We start from the raw sequence: 26,188 nt of genomic DNA, 5'->3' as shown, positions 1-26,188 counted from the left end.
TCTTAACCAACTGAATTATTCAACCTTACCGCACCAGTTGTATCGGCGCGCCCTGTTCTACGGAGGCTCGCATGGAACCGTTTCAAAAAGAACCCGAACTGGTCGGCCGTCTGGCCGCACATCGCCTGTTTCATTCCTGCGACCTCGATGAAACACGAGATACTGTCGGGCGTATTTTCAAGCCGCACGAACTCAGCGTGCGCGGCAAACGTCAAAAGCTGGACGCGGAAATGGACCACATCGCGCTGGGCGGCGCCTCTATCAACCGCCTGCGTTATGGTGCCAACGTCACCATTGAACCGGAATCGCTCGACAATTTCCTGCTGGTTCAAATGCCCATGGCGGGCCAGGCCAATATCCGCTGCGGCAACGAGAAAATCCTTTCCACACCCAGTATGGCTTCGGTGTTGACGCCTTCCTTGCCGGTTCACATGCAATGGCAAGGTGTGTGCGACCAGCTTATTGTAAAAATTGAACGAGCCGTGCTGGAAGCGGCCTGTGCCGCCGCGCTGGGGCACCCGATTTCCAAACCCATTGAGTTTCAACTGGGTATGAACCTGACCCACGGCGGCGGCCTGGCATGGCAAGAGCTGGTTGCGTTTCTCACCACCAGTCAGTTTATTCACGGTGCCGGCCGCCAAAACCTCGTAACCAGCCAACTGGAACAATTGCTGGCCACTACCCTGCTGGAACGACACCCGCACAATTATGCCGAGGCGTTGTTGAGTCCGGCCCCCACGCCGGACCTGCCTTATATTCGCCGGGCCGAGGAGTACATACTGGCCCACTGTCGCGAACCCATTACCATGCAAGATTTAGCGCAGCATGCACATATCAGCACGCGGAGCCTTTATAAAGGGTTCCAAGCATACCGCGGCATCAGCCCCATGGGGTTCGTCCGCAAGGTTAGACTGCAAAAAGTACGTGAAACATTGCTTCAGGCACGCCACGCCGGGCAACCCGTTAGCGTCACCCAAGTGGCGCTTGAGTGGGGGTTCGGCCACTTGGGTCACTTTACGCAAGCCTATCGAAAGCAATTCAATGAGCTGCCTTCACAAACCTTGCGGGGTTAGCCTGCGCTTTTTTTTGGCGCTCCAGCAGTTTATGCGTCACCATTCGGTAGTTGCGCGCGTTCACCGGTAACAGCCACTGTTTGAAACGGGTGAAGGGACCCACGTTAATGCCAATTTCATCCAGCATTTCATCCACGTTATGCATGGAGAACGGAATAATGTTGGTCCCACGTGCATGCTTGCCTTCGGTTCGTTCCTCCATCCACTTAAGACGACGGCGTACATGTTCGCGACGCTCTTCCAACGGCGGCAGGTTAAGCCCGCCCATTAAATGGGCGGCGATCCACAACGCCGCCACCTCGGTGCTTAATGGGCTATAGAACGACGAGTTATAGCCGCAGAAATGCAGGCGTTTTACCGTTAATGGCAGAATCTGGCGATACAACTCGAAATTCCCCCGCTCATCGGTGATTTCATCTTGAACCGACTGCGGCAAAAAAGGCACAACCTGCTTGAAGCCGGTACCGCAGACCACCAAGTCGGCCGGGACCGTACGCCCATCGCTTAGCGTAGCAACCGGTTTGCCGTCGCGAGCGCCTAAAGAAGTAATTTCACATTCACGGGCAACTTCGGTTGTACCGGCAATCACCTGTTCATAAAGCTCATCGGTCGACAAGCTGACCGTGCTCCGGGCAATGCGGTCGAACGTACCCTCAGGCACTAAACCCAGTTTGTCGAGCTTCAACTGCTTGGTGGCCACTTTCTGCAACGAGCCGATCATGCTGTCGCGCACGCCTCGGCCCGGGCCATGCAAAAAGCGCTCAAATCCTTTGACTTCAATGTAAGGAAACAAAGCTTCGCCCATACGCGTCAGCATCAAGTACTTGTAGTTCAATACATTCATGATTTTGCGCGGCATTTTCCAGAGCAGTTCGCGCGCAATCACTTTGGTTGACGCCGCTACCTCACCGATAGCGGCAGCCACATCACACGATGATTTACCGTAGCCCACCACCAAGACATCTTTGCCGCGCGCCTCTTCAATATGATTGAATTCCGAAGTTGCACACAACCGCCCGCCGGCTGCCTTAAACTCGTCCACCCCGGGATACGGAGGAATAAAGGGCTCGGAAAAAATACCATTGGCCACAACCAGATGTTCAAACTGATAATCCGATTCCAGCCCCGAACGGGTACTACGCGCTTTAATGTGCCACCCTTTCTCACCTTCAGGCTCGGCCAGCAACACTTCAGTATTCAAGTGGATGCGACGCTCCAGATCGAAATGTTTGGCAAAAGCCGCCAAATAGCGTTGCACCTGTTCACCCGTAGGCCATTCAGGATACTCGGCGGGCATCGGGAAGTCTGACAAGAAATACGTATCTTTATTGTTTTGCGTGCGTAACCCGGGATACCGGCGCGTGGCACTCCACACCCCTCCCACATCGGGCGCTTTCTCGAACACGGTCACGTCGTGTCCAAACTGGGTAAGAACTTTTGCTGCTGACAAGCCGGCAAAACCGGCACCAATGATCGCTATTTTCATGGCTTAACTCCGGTTATTCACAAAGACGGGGAATGGCGGGAACCGCCTGCTCCGGCCCCATTGCGCTGTAGCCTCCATCAACGGCCAGGTCGGTTCCGGTGATGAAAGAAGCGTTGGACGAACACAGAAACACCACCCCCTGCGCAATCTCGGCTGGATCCCCCACCCGGCCCAACAAGTGGAACGGCGCAGCAACGCGATCGGTTTTCGCGCGATCACCGCCCGTGAGTTCGTCCATAATGCGCGACCATGTCCAACCCGGGGAAACCGAATTCACGCGAATCCGGTCTTGAGCCAGATCCATGGCCATATTGCGTGTTAACTGCGCAATGGCAGCTTTGGTTACGGGGTAAAGCCAACGCCCGGTTTGCGCGACCTTGGCGCTAATACTGCTGAAATTCACAATGGCCCCGCCACCGCGCTGGATCATATGCGGGCGGCAGGCCTTCATCATCATGACCGAACCCACCACGTTCACGTCATAGCTTTGATGCCAATCATCGCGGCTCGCCTCAATGCCGTCGTCAACATAACTGCACGCTAGGTTCACCAGAAAATCAACACCGCCGAACTGGGCGACGGCTTCGTTTACACACGACGCAATTTGAGTGTCGTCGGAAAGATCTGTATTAACGAACAAGGCGCGCGCACCCAGCTTGTCTGCGACCCGGGCGCCCCCTTCTTCGTCGATATCGGCAATAACCACCGCAGCGCCACGGTCGTGAAAAGCCTGCGCTACAGCAGCCCCAATAAGCGTTGCACCGCCGGTGACAATGGCCACCTTCTCTTGCATGTCCTGCATGATTTGTCTCCTGTCAATTTTGAGTTGCTTTATAGATATTTGACAGAAGCATTATGGGAACAGGGCCGCACCGCGCACTATCCCTCAGGCGCAGACCGTTATCCCGAAAGTGCAATCGCTTGTGTTTGATACACAACCGGCTAAATGCAGCCGGCTTATAAAATGCGCGCCGTGGGCATGACTAACGCATCACCGTCGATCACCACCTTTCCCTTCACCGTGCACACCGTGCTAAGCAATACCCGGCGCTTCTCGGGAAATAGTTCTTTCACCGTGACGGTGGCATGCACGGTTTCTCCGGGCCGCACAGGCGCCTTGAACTGCAAATTTTGATTCAGGTAAATTGTGCCGGGCCCGGGCATACGCCCGGCAATGGCAGCTGAAATCACACTGGCGGTAAGCATCCCATGCGCAATACGCCCCTTGAACGGCGTAGTTTGGGCAAACTCTTCATTCAGATGCACCGCGTTGTTGTCGCCCGACGCACCGGCAAACAATACGATATCGGCTTCAGTAATGGTTTTTGCGAAAGTGGCTGTATCGCCGATTGAAAGATCTTCAAAATCATAACCGTTCAGTTCATTCATTTTGTGCCCTTTAGTTGAATTACGCCTGCTTGCGTGAAATCAAGCATACGATGGACACGCATCGCCCACAATCAGGTTTTAACCCCTACAAGCGGCACCAATGAAGGGTATGCACGCGTTGACACATACCCTCATCCCTTGGAAAATTGCGCAAAAAGCCAAGGAACGCTCGTGAAAATGCATACCCATATCTCAGCCGGCGGCGCGACGCCAACCGGTTTGTCATATAAGCCCCTCTCTTTCACTGAACTTATCTTCACCCTTGGCCTTGCGTTATGCTTGCTGCTTTGGCCGGGCATGAGCGCAGCAAAAAAAAATAGCACGACGGTTGAGCCCGACCACTTGAAAACGGTTTCAGAACAGTTTTTCGACGAGCAAAAACTGGCTTCTTTGCTGGTTCAGGTGCGTATTAACGGCGAACCGGTTTTTTCGCATGCCCAAGGGCAGGCCATGCCGAATGTACCGGCAACGACAGACGGCCATTTCCGTAACGGTGCAGTAGCCATTGCCTATATGGCGGCCACCTTGCTGCAGTTGGCCGAGCAAGGTCTTATCAACCTCGACACGCCTATTATCAAATGGCTGCCGCATTTACCTTATGCCGACAAAGTAACGCCCCGAATGTTGTCGAACATGACATCGGGCTATCCCGATTACGTTGCCGATGCAGAGTTTATAGAAGCCTTCTACGACGATCCGTTCCGTAACTGGACGAACGCAGAAAGAATCAATATCAGTATCGACACCACTCGCGTGTTCGAGCCAGGTAAAAATTGGGACTACTCGCACGCCGGCTACGTTATTCTGGCCGAGGTAATGGAGGCGGCAACCAAAAAACCATTGAAACAGCTTATTCAGGAAAACATCCTTGAGCCGTTGAATCTCAAGCAAACGCTTTCCATCGACACACCCTATATTCCCGACCCGGTCATCCATGCCTACAGTGCGGAACGTGGCATTTATGAAGACGCCACATTCTGGAATCCCTCATGGACACTTCCTGAAGGCGCGGTGCAAGTGACCACAATCGATGACATGGCGCGCAGCTTCGATACCCTGGTTGGGAAAACCGGCTTCTTAAGCGAGCCGATGCGCCGACAAATGATTGCTCCCACCTTAGTCGGTTTTGGTGCCCCACTGGAAGGCTGCCGCTCCTGTCACACCATGAGCCGCAATTTTTACTACGGATTGGGGGTTTTCATGTCGCGCGACTGGGTATTTCAATCCCCGCTTTTCGGCGGCTACTCTTCCATGGTCGCCACCTTACCTGCCGACCGCTCGCCTACCGGTGAGCGCATCACCATTGCGGTCGCCACCACGGCTCAGGAAGAAGCCTTTACTGATTGGACTGAAGACCTGCAAAACCTTGCCGACTCGCTTACCCGGCTGATTGCGGTGGAAATTGTGCCTGACAACGGCCTTGCCCCATCGCGCCATGGGTCTGAATAAACACTAGGTCGTTCAAATTGATGTGATGAAGAAACAACGCAAAATGCCTGGAGCTCCTTTGCCAATAAGAAAGTACAGCATTGCCGGATTACTTAGCCTGAGCCTTCTTTTGGCAACCGCTCCAACAAGCCCGGTACGCGCGCAAACCGATGGTGCACTCAACCGCACCCTGGCCAACCAGGCTGAACTGCTGCGCCGGGTTAAGCCCATTCCCAAACAAGGTCAAATCGATATCAGCGTTATCGACGAACGCAAGCAAATACCGGAAGAGGAAGCAGAAGGCATTACTTTCACACTACGCTCCCTGGTCGTAGACGGTGCGCAAACAGTTCCGCAAGCGCAACTGGCTGCGGCATGGGAAGATAAGCTGAACACCACAATAAGTCTGGCCGAACTGTACCGAATCGCGCGTGAAATCGAAGCCATTTACCGGAAAGAAGGCTATTTCTCCGATGTCATCGTCCCCAGCCAGGATTTTGATTCCGGCCATATCGTGATCAAACTCTACGAAACGGGGTTCGACGAAATCACGATTGAAAGCGATATCCCGAACATTGATACGCGGCTCGCCCCCTACATTGATCGCCTGCTGGATTTTGCGCCCGTTCCCGTGGCCGAGGTGGAACGCATACTGCTGCTCATGAGCGACCTGGGCGGGTTGACTATCGACGGCGTGGCAACACGCCCAGACGCCCCAGGAAAAGGCGGGCGCCTGCACCTGCGCATCACACGTACACCGATGGCGGCCCAGGTGGGCCTCGATAACTTCGGCAGCCGGGAAATCGGCCGCGCAGAGCTCACCGGCACAATCGACCTGAACGACCAGCTTGGCTTATTTGAAACAACCACCATCGCGGGCGTAACGGTTCCAAATCAACCCAGCGAACTTTACCTTCTTCAACTGACGCAAGACTATCCCATCGGTTCAAACGGCCTGCATACAGGCTACACGGTTGCCTACGTTGGGTCGAAACCCGGCGGAGCACTCGAGTCGTTGAATGTGAATGCACAAACGGTATCGGGTACCCTCTTTGTCCGTTACCCCTTTATCCGCCGTATTTCACATAGTTTATTCGGGACGGCGGAAATTAATTTCGAAAACAGCGACCTGCGCATTGGAGGCAATCATGCCGGTCGAGACCGCTACCGCTGGGCCACAGCGGGCTTAAGCTACGACCAGGAACTTGAACGAGGCTTTTTCAACGTGGAGGGTACATGGGGTATCGGCCTGCGTGGCCTCGGTTATACCACTTCCGACGACCCACTCAGTTCCCGCCCCGGCGTGCCGGACCATTATCGCTTCACCCAATTAAATGCATTGTTGCAACATGCACTTTGGGAAGGCGGCGCCCTGACCCTGCAAGGTACGCTGCAATATTCTCCCGACCCTTTGCCCCCTTCCTTGCAGCTTGATCTTGGCGGTTCACGCTATGGACGCGGTTTCGACAGCGCCACCGCCAAAGGCGACAGCGGCGTTGCCGTTTCACTGGAACTTAATCAAACATTCAACGCCAACCTTCCCCACATCAATGATACGTCGGCATTCACCTTCATAGACTACGGCTACGTACGCAACCACGATGTCGGCGTCGATTACCGCACCCAGGCGCTTGGGTCGGTAGGCGTCGGCGTACGTGCCCGAGTTAACGACAACATTCAAGGTCAGGTATACGTTTCCACACCATGGAAGGAAGACAATGACTTCAGTGAGACCGGTACACGAGTTATGTTCCGCGTCGCCGCGTCGTTCTAGCTAATCAAGGCGCAATACCGTTATGGGGCCTCGGGCATCACCCGGTTGCGACCGGCCCGCTTGGCTTCATACAACATAGCATCGGCCTGAATAACGGCTTCATCGGCACTTGCCTGGCCGGCGTGCGCAACCGCCACACCGGCACTGATAGAAATTGACCCTACCGGCTCAAGCGCTGCGGCATCGACACGCACCCGAATTTTTTCAGCAACCCGCAATGCATCGCTTAAAGGCGTTAACGGAAGAACCGCCACGAACTCTTCGCCGCCCATACGCCCGACAAAATCATTTTCCCTGACACTTTCAGCCAGAATACGGCCCACATGCTGAAGCACCTGGTCGCCCACGGCATGGCCGTATGTGTCATTCACTTTCTTGAAGTAGTCAATATCGAACATCACTATTGAATACGGTTCACGGCCACGCTTCAGGTTATGGAACTCATGCTCGAGAAACTCATTGGCGGCCAACCGATTAGGCAACCCGGTTAATACATCGCTGCGCGCCTGAGCCGCCAATTTGGTGTTGGCCTCGGCTAACTCCTGGGTTCTTTGCTCAACCTTGCTCTCCAACTCACGCGCGGCCGCCTCAAGCTCGTGTTGGTTTTGCAACAAGCGCGAAGCCATCTCTTGTAAAGCCTGGTTCAATGCGCGCATTTCAGCCGTATGCAGCGTTAGGTTGAACCGGGCCGGCTTGCCCTGTGCAATGGCTTGGGCAATGTGGGTAAGCTGTTGAATAGGGCGCCCTAACTGACGGCTCAGCAACCAGGCCAATATCAGGAACAAAACCAGCCCCACCCCAAATACGGTGAGTATGGCCTTTTGCAAACCACGTGCATGCTCCAGCACTTTGGATTCAGGTTGCCGCACCATCACCTTCCAGTTCAACGGTACAGTAGAGTCGGGGCTGTTCACCGCAACGGCCGACGTAAGATAGCGCACATCACTACCCCACGACGCATATCGCACCGCGTCTCCTTCCTTCACGACCGGAACCCGCAAGGAATCATGCTGCGAAGGTGAATCGGGGAAAATAATTTCCTCCTCTCCATTCACTATAAAAAACTCAACTTGCTCGTCATCCGCATCTTGCGGTGTTATCAGTTCCAGTAGATCTTCAGACCACCCCCAGTGAGCATGCACGCCCAACACACCCCGCGGCTGTCCTTGTGCGTTTTCCACCTGAACAGCAAAGTCGATAAACCGTATCGGGCCGACCTGATTCGACAGTGACGGCAGCAAATTCGCCAAAAGTTTCGCTTCATGCAGATCACCTACATATAGGCCTTTTTTTGCCTCCTGGAACCAAGGCCGCTGTGCAACGCTTTGCCCTGCCAATAACCCCCCCGTTGCCGCTTGAACCACCCCGTTTATATCGGTTAGCCCAATCCACGAATAGTAGGGATACGACTGCTGTAAACGTTCCAGACTGGCACGAAACTCGGCACTGCTGAAATCGGCATTCACATACAAAGGGCTGCGGGCCAACAGTTCCACTTCCCGACTCCGCTCACGCAGGTTCTCGGAAATCGCAATTGCCGCCGTATTGGCCAAGTGATACAGAATTTGCCCGCGGTCTTCAACCTGCTGCTGGGTGTAGGCAATCGTGACGTACAAAAACATGGGCACCCCCAACAGGGCAACCAAACCCATCATTGTGGTAACCAGTAAATTGCGATAGCTTCGTGTGACCCAGTTCATATTATGTTGACTGTATCGGATTCAATCGTTTCCGTGGCTAAAGTTTGGCCAATACATCCAGAAATTGCTGCTGGCCCAAATGCTTGCCCCGCTGCCAGACTTCCACCGCCTTTTCATCGGCGTAATCCGTGACATATTTATAGGAAAGCCACGGCACCCCATGCTCGTGCGCCACAGCGGCAATCGCGAACAACTCCATATCAACCACCTCGACACCCGACTCCTGGAACCAGGGATCGGGGGCTGTCACAAAACTGTCGCCGGTGCCACAGGTGTAGCCGCCGTTTACCGCCGAGGTATAAACCTGCGGTCGGGAACAAAACGGCATGTGACCCCGTGGCGCCATAGTGGTGATTACATCACGCTGTAGCGCTTGGCGAATGGGTAACAACCCTAGCAAGCCGGGCTGAACGCTGCCCGCCGTGCCGAAATTGACAATGAGGGAAGGCGATTTCTCGTGAATGGCCTTCATTGCCGCAATCGTTGCATTCACCTTGCCGATGCCGGAATAATAAATTGCGATGTTCTCCGGAATATGCACTTGCGCAAGCTCTTCCGGCATGGCGGTAATAATGACGATGCCCTTTCCCATAAATACTTATCCTTTCAATGTATGGGTGCCCTTGACCAAAACCGATCGAACGCCGCCGCAACAACCATCATGCAAAGTACCGGCAACAACCAGGCAAGGTCAACCGACGCTCCCGGCAACAGTGCCAACCAACCAGGGGTCAGGAAACCCAACCCCGCTGCCTCCAGGCCGTCGGCCACGCCCATTGCGGTCGCCAGGGCCATTGTGGGAATGAAAACACGTTTAGCCGACACCCAAAACGGCGACAACAAACTTAAAACCACCAACGTCATGGCCACGGGATAAAGCCCAACCAATACCGGTACCGAAAATGAGATCAGGCGCTCCAAGCCCTGGTTTGCAACAACCAGACTAAACACGCCAAACGTAATGACAATGGTTCGATAAGAAAGCGGCAACAGACGGCTGAAATACTCACCGCAAGCAGTCGTTAAACCGATCGCCGTCGTTAAACAGGCCAGCGTAATGACAACGGCCAACAACACATGACCACCCACGCCGAAGCTGTACTGCATGTATTCCGCCAGAATGACCGCACCGGTATCCGCTTCGGGCGCAACACTGTTGCTGGTGGCGCCCAGATACACCAACGACAAATAAACCAGGGCCAACCCCGTTGCCGCAATAACCGCAGCAATTAGCGCGTACCGGGTTTGCAGTGCAGGGTTATCAATCTTGCGATCACGAATCGCATTCACAATAACAATACCGAACACCAACCCGGCCAGCCCATCCATGGTTAAGTACCCTTGCAAAAAACCGCGGGACAACGGCGCGTCCCGGTAAAGTTCATTGCCAAGCCCCACCGCATCGGCCGGAACAAGCACGGCATAACCGCCAAGAATAAGTAACGCCGCGACAAGCACCGGGGTCATGTACTTACCCACTGTATCAATTAAACGCCCTGGATACAGGGCAATCAGTATCACCAGCGCAAAATAGATAATGGAGTAAATGAACAGGGCGACCTGACCGTCGCCCAGAAAATATGCCACGCCCACTTCGAAAGAAACCGTCGTCGTGCGCGGAATCGCAAACAGCGGTCCAATCGTTAAATAGATAAGGACCCCAAACACCGTACCGGCAACACGGCCAATAGGCTGCGTTACCGTAAACAAATCACCACCGGAGCGTACTAACGCAATGATAGCGGCCAACGGCAAGCCGACACCGGTTAAAAGAAAGCCCATGGCGGCCCACCAGAACTGCTCACCCGATTCCTGGCCGACAACAGGAGGAAAAATAATATTGCCGGCGCCCAAAAACAGGGCGAAGGTCATAAAACCCAGGGCGATCAGATCAGCCAGTTTTAGTTTCATGGTGGATAATGGGTGCAGTGGTTAGGATTTTTATTGCTTGAACACAGATGTGAAAAAGCATACCACTGCAATAAAAATAAGGCTGCGATATGTGAACCGCAGCCTTATTTAACTTCGCCCCAAGCAATACCAAAATAATTTTTTGCTGTATCGCCTCAGGCCCAACGACAGTTTTATTCCGTCGCCTTCTCTACACGCTCGCTAAGCTCAGCGGCTGCCTGGTCAATTTCCTTGCCGGCCTTTTCAGCCGGGCCTTCTTTTTCCTGGCAACCGGCAAGCGCCATGAGCAAAACAGCGGTAACAGCAGTTGAACCTAAAACTTTCTTGATTTTCATTGTTTCCCTCCCTGTTGAACAATGTCATAAAAATTCTACCGTTAAACGCGGCGAAAAGACACGCTTCAAGCGCAACCAAACTTTTCAAAAAGACCGCTGTGCCAAACCGCGCTGACGCTGCCGTTTCAACACATACATATCCTGATCGGCAAAGGCAAGTAATGCGTCGACCTGGGTGGCATCGTCGGGATAGCACGCCAACCCGATACTGGCATCAGGCCTTAAGCTGCCATTTTCAAAGTCCACCGGCTCAAGCAAAGATACTTGAAGCTTATTCGCCACTTTCCTTGCATCGTCTTTAGATCGAATATCTTCAAGCAAGACCAGAAACTCATCGCCTCCAAGCCGAAAAACCGTATCCCCTTTGCGCAGGCTGTCTTTCAAACGCACTGCGACTTCGCGCAACAATTGATCACCGACAACGTGTCCGTATGAATCATTAACCAATTTGAAATCATCCAGATCAACAAACAACACCGCCAACGACGCCTGCCTACGCTCACACCGCGCCAATGCCGAGCGCAGATGCGCATGTAATGTACGCCGATTAGGCAAACCCGTTAAATCGTCGTACTGCGCCATACGCAACAGTTCCGCGTGCATGCGTTGCCGCTCGACGGCTGTGGCCACCTGCGCACCAACGAATCGAAGCAACTCAAGATCTGTCTCGCTATACACAACACCGCTTGAACTGCTAATTACCAGGGTTCCCATATAACCGCTTTGTGACTGCAATGGAACAAACACCCACGTACCGGCGTGTTCAGTGGAGTGCAGCTCATTCGAAGATAGGTCATGTTTCAGCAGCAACGGTTCTTGCCGATTTTTTGAGTCTGCACAAATCGCCAGTAAACGGGTGGACAGTGAGGCGTTCCATGGGTGCGCACTATCTTGTCTAAAAATCCAATGTTGCACCTGGGTTTCTTGATCGAAATCGGCCACTGCAAACGTTGTGACCGGGACACGCTGCGCCACAATTTCCTGCACTTCCGCCAGCAGCGTATTCACATTCTGCGCCCGATGCGCCGCCTCCGAAACTGCATACGTTGCCGCTTGCCGATCCTCAAGACGCCGCCGCTCGGTGACGTCCCGCGCCACGCCGATCCGGCATTGATGTTGTTCCGTCCAGCAAGCCGACCACATCACCCGAACATAGCGCCCGTCCTTACGAATGTAGCGATTTTCGAAGCCGACACGCGGAATGCCCGCCATCACCTTTCTCGCCTCCTCCCGCGTTCTCTCGCGGTCTTCCGGCGCCACAAGCTCAATCATTGGGTGCCCTATCAACTCTTGCTGCGAATAACCCAACATGCGCTCGCAGGCCGCGCTAACGAAAACGATACGACCTTCGATATCGACTACAAACACCGTGTCGAGCATCAGGTTAAGAAAGTCAGGCAAAAGCGCCTGCACGTTAAGCTTCATATCGGCCACATGGGAAATTGAGCGGACAAATCGTTACACTGGATTCCGGCATTTTATTCAAAAAAGGAAGAAAACCAATGTCTAACACTATTCCTGGCCCCGACGGGAAACCGCGTTGCGGCTGGTGTGCCGCCGCACCGGAATTCTTTCCCTACCACGACAAAGAATGGGGCTTCCCGGTTGATAACGACCAGCGACTATTCGAAAAAATCTGCCTGGAAAGCTTTCAGTCGGGTTTGAGTTGGCGCACAATCCTGGCAAAACGTGAAAACTTCCGACGCGCTTTCGACCATTTCGACTTTCACAAGGTAGCGCAATACACCGACGCCGATATAGAAAGATTATTAAAAGACGCCGGCATTGTGCGCCATCGGGGCAAAATTGAAGCGGTCGTCAACAACGCGGGAAAGCTGTTGGAGCTCATTAAGAACGAGGGTTCATTCGCCGCCTATGTTTGGCGCTTCGAACCCAGCGAGAAAGTCTTGACCGCGCCGCAAACCGCATCGCGCTCCGCTGCCTCAGAAGCCATGTCAAAAGACCTGCGCAAACGCGGCTGGAAATTCGTGGGCCCTACAACGGTGTACGCGTTTATGCAAGCCATGGGATTAATTAATGATCATGCCGAGCAATGCGCTCTTCGGCTGTCCGTCGAGAACGCCAGAAAAAAATTCAAACGACCTTAATAAAACATCTGGAAAAGACAGCACCACCGAATTTGTAAACATGGCCGGTTATGCGTTGCATGGGGCACTTAACTAAGCGTAAACTGGCCGCTCTTTTGAAAATACGACCCCGGAAGACTGTTAATTTAACTCATGCTTTATCCTCTCACACTCCGTTCGTCCCCTCGCCTTTTCTCTTTTCTTGCCCTGCTCGCCGCATTTTTGCTTGGCGCCAACGCATATGCCGGCACCGTTTGGCTGAATAACGGTGATCGCATCACCGGCACCATTCAATCGCTGGACGGTGGGAAATTACTGGTTAAAACTGAGTACGGCGGTAATATCCGAGTTGATATTACGCATGTGAAAACGCTGGAAAGTGACTCTGAACTGGTTGTAAAAGATGGCGAGTTCAACAACGACTACCGTGCAAAGCTCGTTGCAGCCGGCGACGGCACAGTAACGTTACAAGGGGTTGAGCGCGCTGACGGTCAAACAACACCGGTTAGTACGGCCGTACCAGTGGCCTCCATTACACGTGTAGTACGACCCACTCCGTTTCTCAATGAGGCCACATTCAAAGGGCGTTTCGACTTGGCCGCAACGCGTAAAACGGCATCAACCAAAACACAAGACTACACGCTGAACACCTTCAATGAACTGCGTCACGGCATGTGGCGCCATCAACTGGCGGCCGACTACACACGCAACAAAGAAGACAGCACCGACAGCACCTATAACTATGGTGCGGGCTACACGCTTGATTACTTCATTAGCGAAAAAGCATTTTGGCAGGGCAGAGCCAAGTATCGACGCGACTTCGTGGAAGAACTCAACCGCCAGGTTGTATACGGTACCGGGCCAGGTTACCAGTTCTGGGATAACGAGCTCGGCGCCTTCTCACTTTCCGCGCTCATGAGCCGGGTGCATTATGGCTATACCGATGGAAGCAGCGAAAATGCATATGCCGCGTCGTTGCGCTGGGATTACGTGCGTTACTTTTACGGTAAAGAGTTCGAACTATATACACGTGGCGAAGTGTTACGCCCCATTAACAGTGACACCAAGTTCGCGATTAACGGCGAAGTGGGTGCGCGCTACAACATGAACAGCTGGATGTCGGTTTATCTGAAGTACGCGCGTAACCAGGTCAGTGGCGACGGCCGCCAAGGCGGCATCAATGAGTCGGTTTACAGCACGGGTATTGGCGTGCGCTGGTAAACGAACCGTCATTACGTAGAACACACACAGGCCGGCTAAACACCGGCCTGTTCTTTTAGCCAGCTCCAAACCACACCTGCGTCAGAGCCGACACTCAAGGAAAACGGTGCGACCAGATAAAAATCCGTATCGTCATTCACCACTTGCCGCCCCACCACCACGAGCCGTCGCTGGTCAATATCGCTTTCAATAAAGCACCGTGCAACCAGCGCCACCCCCTGGCCCGCCACTGCGGCGTCGATCGCCAGACTGGTTTGATTGAACTGGATTGTTTTCGTTGAAGTCGGTACGCCCGGCATACCCCGCTTTTGAGCCAGCTGTGGCCATAAGTTGTGCGAGTCAACCAACAATCTCTGCTTCCACAAATCGGCCGGCACTCTAATTTTGCGTTTTACGTAGGGGCTGCAAACCGCTATGGCCTCATGGCGCAAAAGCAGCGTAGCTTGTAGTTTGCTGGAAGCCGGCGCCCTCATTTGCCTGACAGCCATATCGACACCGTCGACGTAAAAATCAGCTAACCCTTCCGAAGCCTGAATCCGCAAATCAATTGCGGGATATTTGGCGGCAAACAGAGGCAAGCGGGGTAACAACCACTTGGCTGCAAAGGTGGGCGTCACACTAAGCGTCACCCGGCTTTTTTTAACCACCAGATCGGCAGTGGCCTGTTCGATCATTTCAAATGCTTCGCGCACCCTGGCCAACAACGGTTACAAGGTAAGCCTGTTGTCACCCTCGGGCCGGGCCGAATCGCTGGCACAGGAGCTCAACGGGATCGGTATGACGGGCTCCAATCAGTCGGTGGACGACCTGGAACAACTGGTAAAGGCTACCGTTCAAAAGTGGGGGCGTATTGACGTGCTGCTAAACAGCGCCGGGCATGGCCCGCGGGGTGACATACTCAGCCTGAGCGATGAGGATTGGCATACAGGACTTGATGTTTACCTGATGAATGTAATCCGGGCGACACGACTGGTCACCCCCATTATGAAAGCGCAAAACTCGGGGACCATTGTGAATATTTCAACCTTTGCGGCGTTCGAGCCTGACCCCACCTTTCCAACTTCGGGGGTATTCCGGGCGGGCTTGGCCTCATTCACCAAGCTGTTTGCCGATGCCCACGCAAAACACCATATTCGCATGAACAACATTCTTCCCGGCTTTATCGACAGCTATCCCGAATCGCCGGAACTTGTCGCCCGCATTCCCATGGGCCGCTTCGGAACAACCGAAGAGATTGCACAAACCGTTGCCTTTCTATGCTCGCCCGGCAGCACATATATTACGGGCCAAAATATTCGGGTCGACGGCGGCATCACCCGATACATTTCCTAAAGCCGCAACCGACAACACGACCCGGTTTTCCTGCGGCTGCGAGCATGGTTATGATTCGTCATGAGCCGATCACAGGAAAACCATTTTGCGCCCCAGCCTTTCAATTATTATGCCCACGCTTAATGAGGCATCAGGCATTACAAACGCACTTACTGCACTTCAACCGTTACGGGAACGCGGCGTCCAAATCATTGTTGCCGACGGCGGCAGCACCGATTGCACACTGAAATTAGCCGCCCCGAAAGCCGACATCGTCATTCGCTGTTCCCCGGGCCGCGCATCTCAAATGAACGCTGGTGCAACGCACGCCACCGCGCCAATCCTGCTTTTCCTTCATGCCGATACGGTTTTGCCTGCTCATGCCGACACGATTGTGTTCGATGCATTAAACGGCGAGCCCGGCTGGGGACGCTTCGATGTCCGAATTACAGGCAAACACCCCATGCTGAAAGTGGTCGCCATGCTGATGAACGTCCGTTCCCGCTTGACCGCTATCGCAACGGGTGACCAGGCCATTTTCATCAGCCGCAGTTTGTTCGACGAAGTAGCCGGGTTTCCAAACCAGCCGCTGATGGAAGACATTGAACTATGCAAACGATTACGCCAACTGCGGCGCCCAGCATGTCTCTTCGCTAAAGTGGAAACATCCGGCAGGCGCTGGGAGACTCGCGGCGTTTGGAAAACAATTTTGTTAATGTGGTGCTTGCGATGGCGTTACTGGCGCGGTGTGCCGGCCACCGAACTGGCAAAGGAGTATCGATGAACCCAAAAACACCCGGCACCAGTTTGGTCATTCTCGCAAAAGCCCCGAAACCGGGGTTTGCCAAAACCCGGCTGATTCCCCAGCTCGGCGCAAACGGCGCCGCACAATTGGCAACGCAACTTCTGAATCACACCGTTTCAGTTGCGTGTTCAACACACTTCGAAATGATCGATTTATGCATAACGCCCTGCCCTCCCGACCCTTTGTTCAAAACGATTTCAAGCGCCGAAAACCTGACCCTAAGCTGCCAGACCGACGGCGACCTGGGGCAACGCATGTCGGCCGCTTTCTTTAAACACCTTGAACGCACGCCTAAAGTGCTGTTAATCGGTACTGATGCGCCGGGCGTAACCGCCGGGATGCTTCATGAGGCATCCCGCCTCCTGGATACACATGATGCCGTATTCATTCCTGCACTGGACGGGGGCTACACCCTGATTGGCCTTCGCAAGCATCATCCCTCATTATTCAGCAACATCCCGTGGAGTACCGCATCGGTTATGGCGGCAACACGCACCGCATTAAAAAAAGCGAAGCTTAGCTGGGCGGAAATGACACCCCTTCCCGATATCGACGAACCCCAAGACCTGGTTCACCTTCCGGGCGACTGGACGCAATAAAGGAGCACTTTTATGTTGGCAATTATGGGCGGAACCGGTTTGCACGACCTGCCTGATCTGACCGTTGTGGAACGTATCCAGGTAGATACCCCTTTTGGCTCACCATCGGGCGACATCGTTCAAGGACGCTTTCACGAACACAATGTGCTGTTCCTGGCGCGCCACGGTGCCGGACACCGCCTGTTGCCGCATGAGGTTAACTACCGCGCCAATATCTTTGCCTTAAAGGCAGCAGGCGCCACGATGTTGCTGGGCTTCTCGGCAGTTGGCAGTCTGGCGCTTGATGTCAAGCCTGGTGATCTCGCCATGCCGGAACAGTATTTTGATTTTACGCGCGGGAAACGTGAATACACCTTCTTCGGCAACGGCGTAGCAGCCCATGTCTCAACCGCTAAGCCGGTTAGCGCGGCATTGGTCGATTGGATTGACGACACCGCACATGAATTAAACGTCTCGTTTCACCGAAACCTCACCTATGCTTGTGTAGAAGGCCCCCGCCTTGGGACCCAGGCTGAAAGCCATTTCCTGCGCCAGGCAGGCTGCCACTTGGTTGGTATGACTAACGTACCTGAAGTTTTTCTGGCACGCGAAGCCCAAATGGCATACGCCACAGTGGGCCTGGTGACCGATTACGATTGCTGGCTCGACGACCCAACCCAACATGTGAGTGTCGAGCATGTTTTTCAACTCTACGGTGCAACATTGGCCAAAGCGCAGAATGTGCTTAAGGCAGCAATGCAGCGGCCGCTGCCCGAACCAGAATCCGAAATACGGTCGGCGCTAAAAGGAGCTGTCCTGACGCGCGATACTGAATTGACGGAAGTGCAGTGGCAGTGGCTGGATACCCTTAAACGCTAGACTTAACCTGCATCACGACCGATCTGCACCGCCGGTGCCGACTGCAGAACAGGGGCGGCATCGGCCAGAATATCTGCCCGTATACCCGACAGTGGCGGATAAATACGTTGGCGGTTGATGATTTGCTTGGTGCGTTTTGCATCGTTACGCACGGCAATAACCTCACGATTCCAACCCTGGGTGTAAACAGCGCCCCATGCACCTAAGTCAACGACATTCACATACCGCTCAACCAATAACGGCAGCATGGGAACATCAAACAGGTCCGCTATCACATTGTGACCCGCATAACGTCCCATTGGGCGCCCATGCTGACACGACATCACGTTGTCATGCCCCGGGCAAATCTCGAACCGCGCGGTGTCGCCGGCCGCGAATACATTAGGTGTTCCGGTGACACGCATGAAATGATCAACACTTACCCGGCCGGCAGCGTCGAGCGACGATGAAATACGGCTACCCAAGGAGGGTGCCCGCATCCCGGCACACCATACTACCGTAGCAGCCGGTATAAACTCACCACCTTCAAATTCAACGCCATCCTTGGATACCGCCCGCACCAACCATCCACATCGCACCTCAATTTTCAGGTCGCTCAATGCTTGCGCAATCACTGCCTGGGCCTCATTGCCCATTGACTGGGCAGCCTGTGAACTCGCATCAACCAAGATGACGCGCACAGACTGCGCGCGCGATGCTCCGGCAAGCTGAAGCAAACGAGTCGGCAACTCACTTGCCAGCTCAATACCCGTTAGCCCCGCCCCGACCACCACAACCGTAAATTGGCCGTCGAACGATTCAAGCGCACTTAACCGGCGCAAGTGGAGATTCATGCATTCGGCGGCGGGATATGTGTCGATATCATGAAGATAATCCGCCCCTGGGAAGTTCGGCCGCACCACATGGCTTCCCAATGTATAAACCAGCCGGTCGTAACTGAGCGCCTGAGCTCCTTGTTCAGTGTGAAGCCGAACCTCACGACTCCCGGTATCGATATCCACGACTTTGGCGCGCACGTGCTCGACCCCAATCGGCTCCAACACTTTGCTTAACGGAACCAGCGACGGGGCAAGATCGTCTTCGTAGTTACGCACACGAATACTGTGGTAATCGTTCTGATCAACAACGATCAACCTAACGTCGTTCGTCGCACCCAGTTCATCAAGCTTGCGCGCTGCACCGGCCGCTGCGGCCAACCCCGCAAAACCCGCCCCCGCTATCACCACATTCTTCATAAGATCTCCTTTCAAAGCCGGAACTTTTGAACAAGCTCAGGGTGCCTGCTTTTCCGCAATACGCTGCTTTTGAATGCTTTCCAGACCATGTAAAGCCTCTTGGGCACCAACGTGCAAAGGAACGGATAGCCCCCGTCGGGCGTTCTGAATCGACACCTGCGCTCCCTGCGCGGAACCTTTTTCAAGTAAGTCGTTACCACTTTGATACAGTACTTCGGTAATTCGTTTGGCCTCGTCTCGTGTCAACTCATCGGTTGACAGCAACAGCGCCGCCATGCCAACGGTTGTAATCGTTTCCCGCTGCCCAGGATAGGTACCTGATGCAATACTCAAGGGTATTAAAACCGGATTCGCCTTAACAACTTCCTGAATTGCGTCACGCTCTAAAGGCAACAACTTCAATGAAGCTTCGGCCAACGCATCACGTAATACGTTGGCGGGGACACCAATGATATGAACGGTTGCGTCGACACCTCCGCGGTTCAACACAGGCAGTGATGCGGCAAAAGGCAATTCGCTCACCTCATAATCAACACCCGCCTTCAAGCCGTGGGCCTCCAGAACGGCGGTTAGCGTGGTTCGAATCGCTGAGCCGGGCGGCCCCAACGCCACCTTTTTCCCTTTCAGGTCTGCTATTTGACTCAACCCTGCGTCGTCGCGCACCACGATATGAACCATTTCAGGATACAAACTGCCCAACGCGCGAATTTGCGCAAACTGCCCCTGCGACTCGAACGGCCCTTCGCCCTCGTAAGCAAGACGCGCAGTGTCGGCCTGGGCAATCGCCAAAACGGCATCACCGGAACGCAAGAGACGAATATTATCGGCACTGCCACCGGTCGTCAGCGCCGCAATTCTTACACCATGCTCACGACCAATTTGCCCCAGCGCGCGAGCGAATGCCGCATACTCCCCCTGCTCCGGCCCACTGGCCAATGGGTAGCCTTGCTGCATGCGGGTTAACCGGCCATCGATTCGGGCAACCGAGCGCTGCAACTCCTGTTGCAACACACGCTGCGCCGCAGTAGAGCCTGTATTCACCACCGATTGCGTAATTTCGTTCAACGTACCCAACAGCTGTCGGGCAACGGGTTGAGAAACACCCGACTCATAATTTGGTACGGTTGCCGAAGTCAGCCCAGGCGGCGTTACAAACACCCAATTTCCACCGTCTTTGCGATAAATGGCGCTGCCGTGAGCTTCGATGACATCACCGGCCTCGTTGCCACCCGACTTCACGCCGACGACACCTCTGGACCCTGCTCCCAATAACGTCACTAAAGAGGCGACGCCGGGCTGATCCCATCCGCCAAGCTCAACTTCACGCTCAACCTGTAGCGCAATATCATAATAAATTACCCGCCGCGTCTGCCCTGCCGGCTCAGTGCTATCTTGTGCCGACCCTTTACGCTGCAAGTCAACAATTTTGAACAGATCATCACCATAGGTTTGCGTGAGCTCTGTTTGCAAGTCCGAACGCAGCGCGGCATCGTCGGGCTGACGGCTGCAGGCAGCCAGCAAAAATAACAATAGAACTAGGCTTAAGCGTTTAAGCATGGCCCCTGGCATCTAGAAGCCCCCCACAAACGGCAACGCGATAATCGAGGTGAGCACAATCACGTTGATAATATCGACCAAGAACGCGCCTGTAACCGGTACGACGATAAACGACTCAGGAGCCGCACCATGACGCCGCGTGAGTGCTTGCATGTTGGCAATAGCGGTCGCCGTTGCGCCCATCGAAAAGCCGCAAAAAGCGGCCGACATAACCGCCGCCTCGTAATCTTTTTTAAGTAACCGGAACACCACCCAGCTTGCATAAACCGCGGCAAATAACGCTTGTGCCGCCAGAATAATCAGCAAGGGTCCGGCCAGGCGGCTGACGCTCGCCAAATCGAGTGTCATCATCGTGAGCCCCAAAAAAACGGCAAGCGAAAATGACCCAATAATTTCCGTCACACGGTCGTGAAGCCGGATCCCAAGTGTTGGTCCGACATTTCGAATAACCACGCCAATAGCCAGACACCAAAGAAAATTCGGCAAACTCACAGGCGCATGTTCGACCCATTTAGCAACCATGGTTCCAAAAACAACGCATACCAAAGCCGCCCCAAGCGAAGTAATGACCGCCACATAATCAACGGCGGCGGCTTCTTTTGAGGTTTGGTCGTTAATTTGAGCCGCGCCCCCTGCCGACACCGGGCCGCCTTTCGCTTTCAAGGCATGCTTTCGTATGAGGCGCTCAGCCACCGGCCCGCCAATCACACCGCCCAACACCAGACCAAATGTTGCCGCCGTCATGGCCAGCACCATCACATCCTGAATATTGTTCACTTCAGCAAATCGCGTCGCATAGGCTGCACCGGTGCCGTGCCCACCAACAAGCGTGATCGTGCCCCCTATTAATCCCATGAGCGGGTGCATATCAAGTAACCAGGCTATGCCCAGGCCTATGACGTTCTGCAAAATCAAGAATGGCACCAGCGCCAGCAAAAACGCGGCAAGACGCGGCCCCCCCCGGCAACCAACAATTTTAGGTTCGCGGTTAAGCCGATACAACTGAAAAACAGAAGCAAAAGTGTTGGCTTGATACTGGTGTCAAGCGCAAGCTGAAACCCGCTCCAGTCGGTGATGAAAAATGCGACAATGGCAAACAGCAAACCCCCGACAATGGGATCTGGAATACTGTAGCGTGACAACACCCCAACTTTGTTCGTGAGCAGCCGCCCAACAACCAAGACCAGGCAGCACGCCAACAAAGACTGTTCAATAGAAAGTGACAGCATCCATCCCTCTTAGCATTTTTTCGGTATTGCTGAAGTTTTGCCCAGAAATAATTGAACGGATATTATCATTGCCATGCGACCTTCACCTTATTCCGAGACTACGCCTACAACCAACTCTTCCTTTTTGCGCGACGACATCAGGCAATTAGGCCGCACATTAGGGCATGTTATTCGTGAATATGAAGGCGAGTCGATTTTTCTACTGGTCGAAACGCTGCGACGCACGGCAGTTCAACTACGGCGCGATGACCCTGCGCACAACAACAACGCGCTTGCGGAAATCATCAGGAATATTTCGCTGAAGGAGTCTGCGTCGGTCGCCCGCGCTTTCGGCTACTTTCTGCAACTGTCTAATATTGCCGAAGATCGCGATACGAATCGATATCGCCGAACACAGCAACTGCATCAGGCCGAAACGGCAAAAGGCAGCCTGACGGCGGTGTTTGCCAAACTTGCCCAACAAGGCATTTCGCACGAGCAAATTGAAAAATTCTTGCAACAAAGCTGCATCACCCCCGTCCTGACGGCGCACCCCACGGAAGTTCAGCGCAAAAGCACTCTCGACCTGCATCAGGAAATAGCGCAATGCCTGGCGCACCTTAATGCAAACGCCACGCCGGCCGAATACCACGGGCTCATTGCAAAATTAACGGGCCTGGTTGCCACGCTCTGGCAAACACGCATGCTTCGTTGGCAAAAACTAACCGTTGTCGATGAAATTGATAACGCATTAGGCTATTACAACCGCACATTTCTCTCCGTCATTCCCTCGCTTTACAAAGATATTCGCCAAACCCTGAACCCGTCCGATAACCCGTTTCACGTTAACAACCAGCCACTGCCGCCCTTTTTAACGATGGGCAGCTGGATTGGCGGCGATCGGGACGGCAACCCGAATGTGGACGCCTTCACGCTGGAACAAGCACTAACAAAGCAGTGCACGGTTATTTTGCGGCACTATCTGAATGAGGTTCATGAACTGGGCAAAGCGCTTTCGCTCTCGGCCTCCCTGGGGCCTGCCGGCAAACCACTGCTCAACCTGGCCCATCAAAGCCGGGACACATCCGACCACCGCGCCGACGAACCATACCGCCGTGCGCTCATTCACATCTATGCTCGCCTGGCTGCAACCGCCGAAACACTTGTCGGCCAACCCCTGGCACAACGCCCAACCTATTGCGCAGCACCCTATGAAGATGCCGAAACGTTCGGCAACGACCTGTCGGTATTGGCCAAATCACTTGAGCAACACCATGGCGCCGTTATTGCTCACCTGCGATTGGCCGAACTGATACAGGCGAGCCGGATTTTCGGGTTCCACCTGGCCAGTGTCGACTTGCGTCAAAGCTCCGATGTTCACGAACGCGTTCTTGATGAGTTATTCAGTCGTGCAAAAGTATCCTGGCGCGGCAACCCAGTGCATTACACCGAACTGTCGGAAGACGAAAAAACGGCGCTTTTATTGCACGAACTCAACGAAGTTCGCCCATTAACCTCTCCCTGGTTAAGCTACTCCGACGAAACGACCAAAGAACTGGGGGTCCTCCAAATGGCCGCGCAATGCCGGAAAAAATTCGGCAAACCCGCAATTCAGCAAGCCATTATCTCCCACACTGAAACACTCAGTGACTTGCTGGAGGTTTTGGTTTTGCAGAAGGAAGCAGGGCTGGTGCCACCCGGGCAAATCAAACCCTCAAGAAGCGGCAAACAGCAGCAACACGCAGAAAACGGCTTGATGATTGTTCCGTTGTTTGAAACTATTCCCGACCTTGAGCGTGCACCGGAAATCATGTCGAGCTGGCTGTCATTGCCCCATATTGCCGCCCGCATAAAACACACGCACCGAGGCGTACAGGAAGTCATGCTGGGATACTCCGACAGCAATAAAGACGGCGGCTACCTGACCTCTAACTGGACCTTGTACTTAACCGAGCGCAAACTGCTATCGCTCTTTAAAGAACACGGCGTCCGTTTACGCCTGTTTCACGGCCGCGGTGGGTCGGTAGGACGCGGCGGCGGTTCAACTTACGACGCTATCCTGGCTCAACCCCCGGGTACCGTGAACGGCCAAATACGGCTTACCGAACAAGGGGAGGTTATTCAGGGCAAATACAAAGATGCACATGTGGGCCGTTGGCACATGGAGAACTTTGTTGCCGCGAGCCTCGAGGCCAGTTTACTGAATCAAACCTTGAACCAAGACGACGAAGACCCACACATGGACCAGTTGGGCTACGTGGTGGCCATGCTCTCAGAGCATGCGCAAACCACGTATCGCGAACTGGTCTATCGCACGCCCGGCTTCCAGGATTATTTCTTTGCCTCCACACCAGTAGGTGAAATTGCCGGCCTGAACATCGGTTCACGGCCTGCATCGCGTAAAGCATCTCAACGTATTGAGGATCTGCGAGCCATACCCTGGAGTTTTGCCTGGGCGCAATGCCGCGTGATGCTGCCGGGTTGGTATGGTGTGGGAACCGCACTTAACCATTACCTGGAACAGGGCTGCAAGCACAGCCCTCGCACCCAATCAGCACGCTTGAAGCAACTTCAAAAAATGGCGAAGGAATGGCCATTCTTCCGGGCCTTGATGTCGAATATGGAACAGGTGTTGGCCAAAGTCGACATGGGTATCGCTCACGAATACGCCGGGCTGGTGAATGACCCTGAATTGCGCACGCGCATTTATAGCCAGATTAAAAAGGAGTTTGAGTTGACATGCACGTTATTCACCCAGGTGTGTCAACGACAACTATTGGCGGAAGACCCCATTTTGCGTGATGCACTGGCCGAGCGTTTTGCTTACATCGATCCATTGAACCACCTTCAGGTCGCCCTATTGAAACGACACCGTGCCACGCGCCAGCGCGGCAACAAAAACAGTGTCGAGAGCAGCGCACAACGGTCATTACACATGACCATCAATGGCGTTGCAGCAGGTTTGCGCAACACAGGGTAAAGATAAGCGCCGACATCACCGGCGGCGCTTATCCTGTTTTCACGGTCGCAAGAACTTAACGCACAGCCAAACCAGCACCGACATACACAAAGCGGCAACAAGATTCGCCGTGGTGCTGATATCAATTGTGGCGCTACCTAACATCGTGCCCAAGGCAATGCCCACGTAAATGGCTGAAGAATTCAGCGACACAACCATTGGCCCGTGACTCGGTGCGACATCGATCAAGCGAGCTTGTTGCGGGGGCGCCTGACACCAACTGGTTCCCCCCCAAAGCACCATAAGAAAGCCCACCATGAAGTAGAGCGCCACCCCTGTTGAGTTTCCAATGAGCAACATCAAGGCGAACCCCAGCGCCATGAATGCAAATGCCCAAAGCAAGACAGTACGCGGATCCCAGCGGTCAACGGCCGCGCCACATACAATATTTCCAACCACCGCGCCAATGCCGTACAAAAGCAACATAATCGACATGTGCGATGCACTGATGCCCAAATCGTCCAAAACAACCAGCACAAACGCATAGGGGACATAACACGCAGCCACGCCCAAGACCGTTACCGGCAAAATGAGCATTATTTTGCGATCTTTCAATAACGCGAGGCGTCTTTTTAATGGTACGGCGGCTCCACCCGGCATCGGCGGTAAGCGAAAGAAGATACCAATGGCCGCCAGTACACCAACCGCCGCCACCATAAATAAAGCACCCCGCCAGGAAAGCGCATTGCTGGCCAAATTCCCCAACGGCACGCCAATCGCCGTTGCGATGGTCATGCCCCCCACCACGACCGACAAAGCGCGACCTCGTGACTCAAGCGGCGCCAAAGAAGCAGCCATAGCGGCAGCGTTGGGCGTGAAGGATGCAGCCGCTGCGGCCGCAAAAATGCGGCTGACCAGCAACATTTCAAAACTCGGCGCCAAAGCCGCTGCAATATCGGTTAAAACAAGCGCAACAATGGCGCTAATAAGTAATTTCCGTCGCTCAAATCGCACAGTTAATGTTGCCAATATCGGAGACAGAACCGCATAACTTGCAGCAAAAACCGTTACGGCATATCCTGCGTGGGCGACGCTGACACCCAGCTCCGCGGCCATCTCGGGCAAAAACGCAGAAAGAATAAATGCGTCGGTACCCACAGCAAAGGTACCCAGGGCCAATATGGCAACAGAACGCGCAACGTCGCTTTGTAATCCAGGCAATTTCATCAGTAAACCGTGTCTCTTGTGCTTA

22 protein-coding genes and 1 pseudogene are annotated in these 26,188 nt (G+C 54.0%); 10 read left to right on the top strand and 13 right to left on the bottom strand.

Annotation, left to right across the window (positions count from 1 at the left end; all coding sequences use genetic code 11):
* Window positions 1-71 precede the first annotated feature (71 nt).
* Window positions 72-1,073, top strand: coding sequence for an AraC family transcriptional regulator (locus CJO09_RS14285; protein ID WP_119442961.1), 1,002 nt, complete (start codon window positions 72-74; stop codon window positions 1,071-1,073).
* On the opposite strand, the gene CJO09_RS14280 is transcribed toward CJO09_RS14285, so the two are convergent.
* From CJO09_RS14280 to CJO09_RS14270, 3 genes are all read right to left on the bottom strand, one after another.
* Window positions 1,039-2,559, bottom strand: a complete 1,521-nt coding sequence (locus CJO09_RS14280) for a flavin-containing monooxygenase (protein WP_119442960.1) — start codon at window positions 2,557-2,559, stop codon at window positions 1,039-1,041. The two genes, CJO09_RS14285 and CJO09_RS14280, sit on opposite strands and share 35 nt — an antisense overlap.
* Window positions 2,560-2,572: 13 nt before the next feature.
* On the bottom strand, window positions 2,573-3,361 hold the full coding sequence (locus CJO09_RS14275; RefSeq protein WP_119442959.1) for an SDR family oxidoreductase: 789 nt from the start codon (window positions 3,359-3,361) through the stop codon (window positions 2,573-2,575).
* 155 nt (window positions 3,362-3,516) lie between these two features.
* Window positions 3,517-3,948 carry a MaoC family dehydratase gene (locus CJO09_RS14270; RefSeq protein ID WP_114421445.1) on the bottom strand — a complete coding sequence of 144 codons (432 nt, stop codon included), beginning with the start codon at window positions 3,946-3,948 and terminating at the stop codon, window positions 3,517-3,519.
* A 177-nt stretch (window positions 3,949-4,125) separates the two neighbouring features.
* Here CJO09_RS14270 and CJO09_RS14265 point away from each other — a divergent pair, with 177 nt between their 5' ends.
* Window positions 4,126-5,397, top strand: a complete 1,272-nt coding sequence (locus CJO09_RS14265; protein ID WP_119442958.1) for a serine hydrolase domain-containing protein — start codon at window positions 4,126-4,128, stop codon at window positions 5,395-5,397.
* 43 nt (window positions 5,398-5,440) lie between these two features.
* Complete coding sequence (locus CJO09_RS14260) at window positions 5,441-7,150, top strand: ShlB/FhaC/HecB family hemolysin secretion/activation protein (protein ID WP_158582761.1); 1,710 nt, start codon at window positions 5,441-5,443, stop codon at window positions 7,148-7,150.
* A gap of 20 nt (window positions 7,151-7,170) precedes the next feature.
* On the opposite strand, the gene CJO09_RS14255 is transcribed toward CJO09_RS14260, so the two are convergent.
* The 5 genes from CJO09_RS14255 to CJO09_RS14240 all read right to left on the bottom strand — a co-directional run bounded on the left by CJO09_RS14255 (window position 7,171) and on the right by CJO09_RS14240 (window position 12,521).
* Window positions 7,171-8,850: a sensor domain-containing diguanylate cyclase gene (locus CJO09_RS14255; RefSeq protein WP_119442956.1), complete on the bottom strand. Its 1,680-nt coding sequence runs from the start codon at window positions 8,848-8,850 to the stop codon at window positions 7,171-7,173.
* A 37-nt stretch (window positions 8,851-8,887) separates the two neighbouring features.
* The gene (locus CJO09_RS14250) at window positions 8,888-9,442 is read right to left on the bottom strand and encodes a phosphorylase family protein (protein WP_119442955.1); all 555 of its coding nucleotides are present in this window, start codon (window positions 9,440-9,442) and stop codon (window positions 8,888-8,890) included.
* A gap of 14 nt (window positions 9,443-9,456) precedes the next feature.
* Window positions 9,457-10,761 (bottom strand): branched-chain amino acid transport system II carrier protein, encoded by a 1,305-nt coding sequence (gene brnQ / locus CJO09_RS14245; protein ID WP_119442954.1) that lies wholly within the window; start codon window positions 10,759-10,761, stop codon window positions 9,457-9,459.
* Between the two features lie 173 nt (window positions 10,762-10,934).
* Window positions 10,935-11,096: a hypothetical protein gene (locus CJO09_RS15655; protein ID WP_174233150.1), complete on the bottom strand. Its 162-nt coding sequence runs from the start codon at window positions 11,094-11,096 to the stop codon at window positions 10,935-10,937.
* 84 nt (window positions 11,097-11,180) lie between these two features.
* Entirely contained in the window at window positions 11,181-12,521 is a 1,341-nt protein-coding gene (locus tag CJO09_RS14240) for a diguanylate cyclase domain-containing protein (RefSeq protein WP_119442975.1), read from the bottom strand.
* A gap of 77 nt (window positions 12,522-12,598) precedes the next feature.
* On the opposite strand from CJO09_RS14240, the gene CJO09_RS14235 reads away from it, so the two are divergent.
* Both CJO09_RS14235 and CJO09_RS14230 read left to right on the top strand, forming a co-directional pair.
* The gene (locus tag CJO09_RS14235; RefSeq protein WP_119442953.1) at window positions 12,599-13,204 is read left to right on the top strand and encodes a DNA-3-methyladenine glycosylase I; all 606 of its coding nucleotides are present in this window, start codon (window positions 12,599-12,601) and stop codon (window positions 13,202-13,204) included.
* 132 nt (window positions 13,205-13,336) lie between these two features.
* Window positions 13,337-14,404, top strand: a complete 1,068-nt coding sequence (locus CJO09_RS14230; protein WP_119442952.1) for a DUF481 domain-containing protein — start codon at window positions 13,337-13,339, stop codon at window positions 14,402-14,404.
* A gap of 35 nt (window positions 14,405-14,439) precedes the next feature.
* Here CJO09_RS14230 and CJO09_RS14225 read toward each other — a convergent pair whose 3' ends face one another.
* Window positions 14,440-15,078, bottom strand: a complete 639-nt coding sequence (locus tag CJO09_RS14225; RefSeq protein WP_119442951.1) for a LysR substrate-binding domain-containing protein — start codon at window positions 15,076-15,078, stop codon at window positions 14,440-14,442.
* On the opposite strand from CJO09_RS14225, the gene CJO09_RS14220 reads away from it, so the two are divergent.
* The 4 genes from CJO09_RS14220 (at window position 15,062) to CJO09_RS14205 (ending at window position 17,977) form a co-directional block, all read left to right on the top strand.
* On the top strand, window positions 15,062-15,736 hold the full coding sequence (locus CJO09_RS14220) for an SDR family oxidoreductase (protein ID WP_119442950.1): 675 nt from the start codon (window positions 15,062-15,064) through the stop codon (window positions 15,734-15,736). The genes CJO09_RS14225 and CJO09_RS14220 overlap by 17 nt on opposite strands.
* Before the next feature lie 109 nt (window positions 15,737-15,845).
* Window positions 15,846-16,499 carry a TIGR04283 family arsenosugar biosynthesis glycosyltransferase gene (locus tag CJO09_RS14215; protein ID WP_119442974.1) on the top strand — a complete coding sequence of 218 codons (654 nt, stop codon included), beginning with the start codon at window positions 15,846-15,848 and terminating at the stop codon, window positions 16,497-16,499.
* The gene (locus tag CJO09_RS14210) at window positions 16,496-17,119 is read left to right on the top strand and encodes a TIGR04282 family arsenosugar biosynthesis glycosyltransferase (protein ID WP_119442949.1); all 624 of its coding nucleotides are present in this window, start codon (window positions 16,496-16,498) and stop codon (window positions 17,117-17,119) included. Before CJO09_RS14215 ends, CJO09_RS14210 begins: the two co-directional genes overlap by 4 nt.
* 12 nt (window positions 17,120-17,131) lie before the next feature.
* Entirely contained in the window at window positions 17,132-17,977 is an 846-nt protein-coding gene (locus tag CJO09_RS14205) for an MTAP family purine nucleoside phosphorylase (RefSeq protein ID WP_119442948.1), read from the top strand.
* 2 nt (window positions 17,978-17,979) lie between these two features.
* Here the strand turns inward: CJO09_RS14205 and CJO09_RS14200 are convergent, their stop codons facing one another.
* From CJO09_RS14200 to gltS, 3 genes and pseudogenes are all read right to left on the bottom strand, one after another.
* Window positions 17,980-19,212: an NAD(P)/FAD-dependent oxidoreductase gene (locus tag CJO09_RS14200; protein WP_119442947.1), complete on the bottom strand. Its 1,233-nt coding sequence runs from the start codon at window positions 19,210-19,212 to the stop codon at window positions 17,980-17,982.
* A 36-nt stretch (window positions 19,213-19,248) separates the two neighbouring features.
* Window positions 19,249-20,769, bottom strand: coding sequence for a TAXI family TRAP transporter solute-binding subunit (locus CJO09_RS14195; protein ID WP_119442946.1), 1,521 nt, complete (start codon window positions 20,767-20,769; stop codon window positions 19,249-19,251).
* Window positions 20,770-20,781: 12 nt separating this feature from the next.
* A pseudogene (gene gltS, locus CJO09_RS14190) lies at window positions 20,782-21,998 on the bottom strand (sodium/glutamate symporter).
* 73 nt (window positions 21,999-22,071) lie between these two features.
* On the opposite strand from gltS, the gene ppc reads away from it, so the two are divergent.
* Window positions 22,072-24,957: a phosphoenolpyruvate carboxylase gene (gene ppc, locus CJO09_RS14185; protein ID WP_119442945.1), complete on the top strand. Its 2,886-nt coding sequence runs from the start codon at window positions 22,072-22,074 to the stop codon at window positions 24,955-24,957.
* Between the two features lie 39 nt (window positions 24,958-24,996).
* Here ppc and CJO09_RS14180 read toward each other — a convergent pair whose 3' ends face one another.
* Window positions 24,997-26,163 (bottom strand): MFS transporter, encoded by a 1,167-nt coding sequence (locus CJO09_RS14180; protein ID WP_119442944.1) that lies wholly within the window; start codon window positions 26,161-26,163, stop codon window positions 24,997-24,999.
* Window positions 26,164-26,188 lie beyond the last annotated feature (25 nt).

The sequence above is a fragment of the Neopusillimonas maritima genome, from assembly GCF_003576595.1.
GTDB lineage: Bacteria > Pseudomonadota > Gammaproteobacteria > Burkholderiales > Burkholderiaceae_B > Neopusillimonas > Neopusillimonas maritima.
The sequence above is the reverse complement of the archived record's forward strand: the minus strand, read 5'-3'. Positions and strand labels throughout refer to the sequence as shown.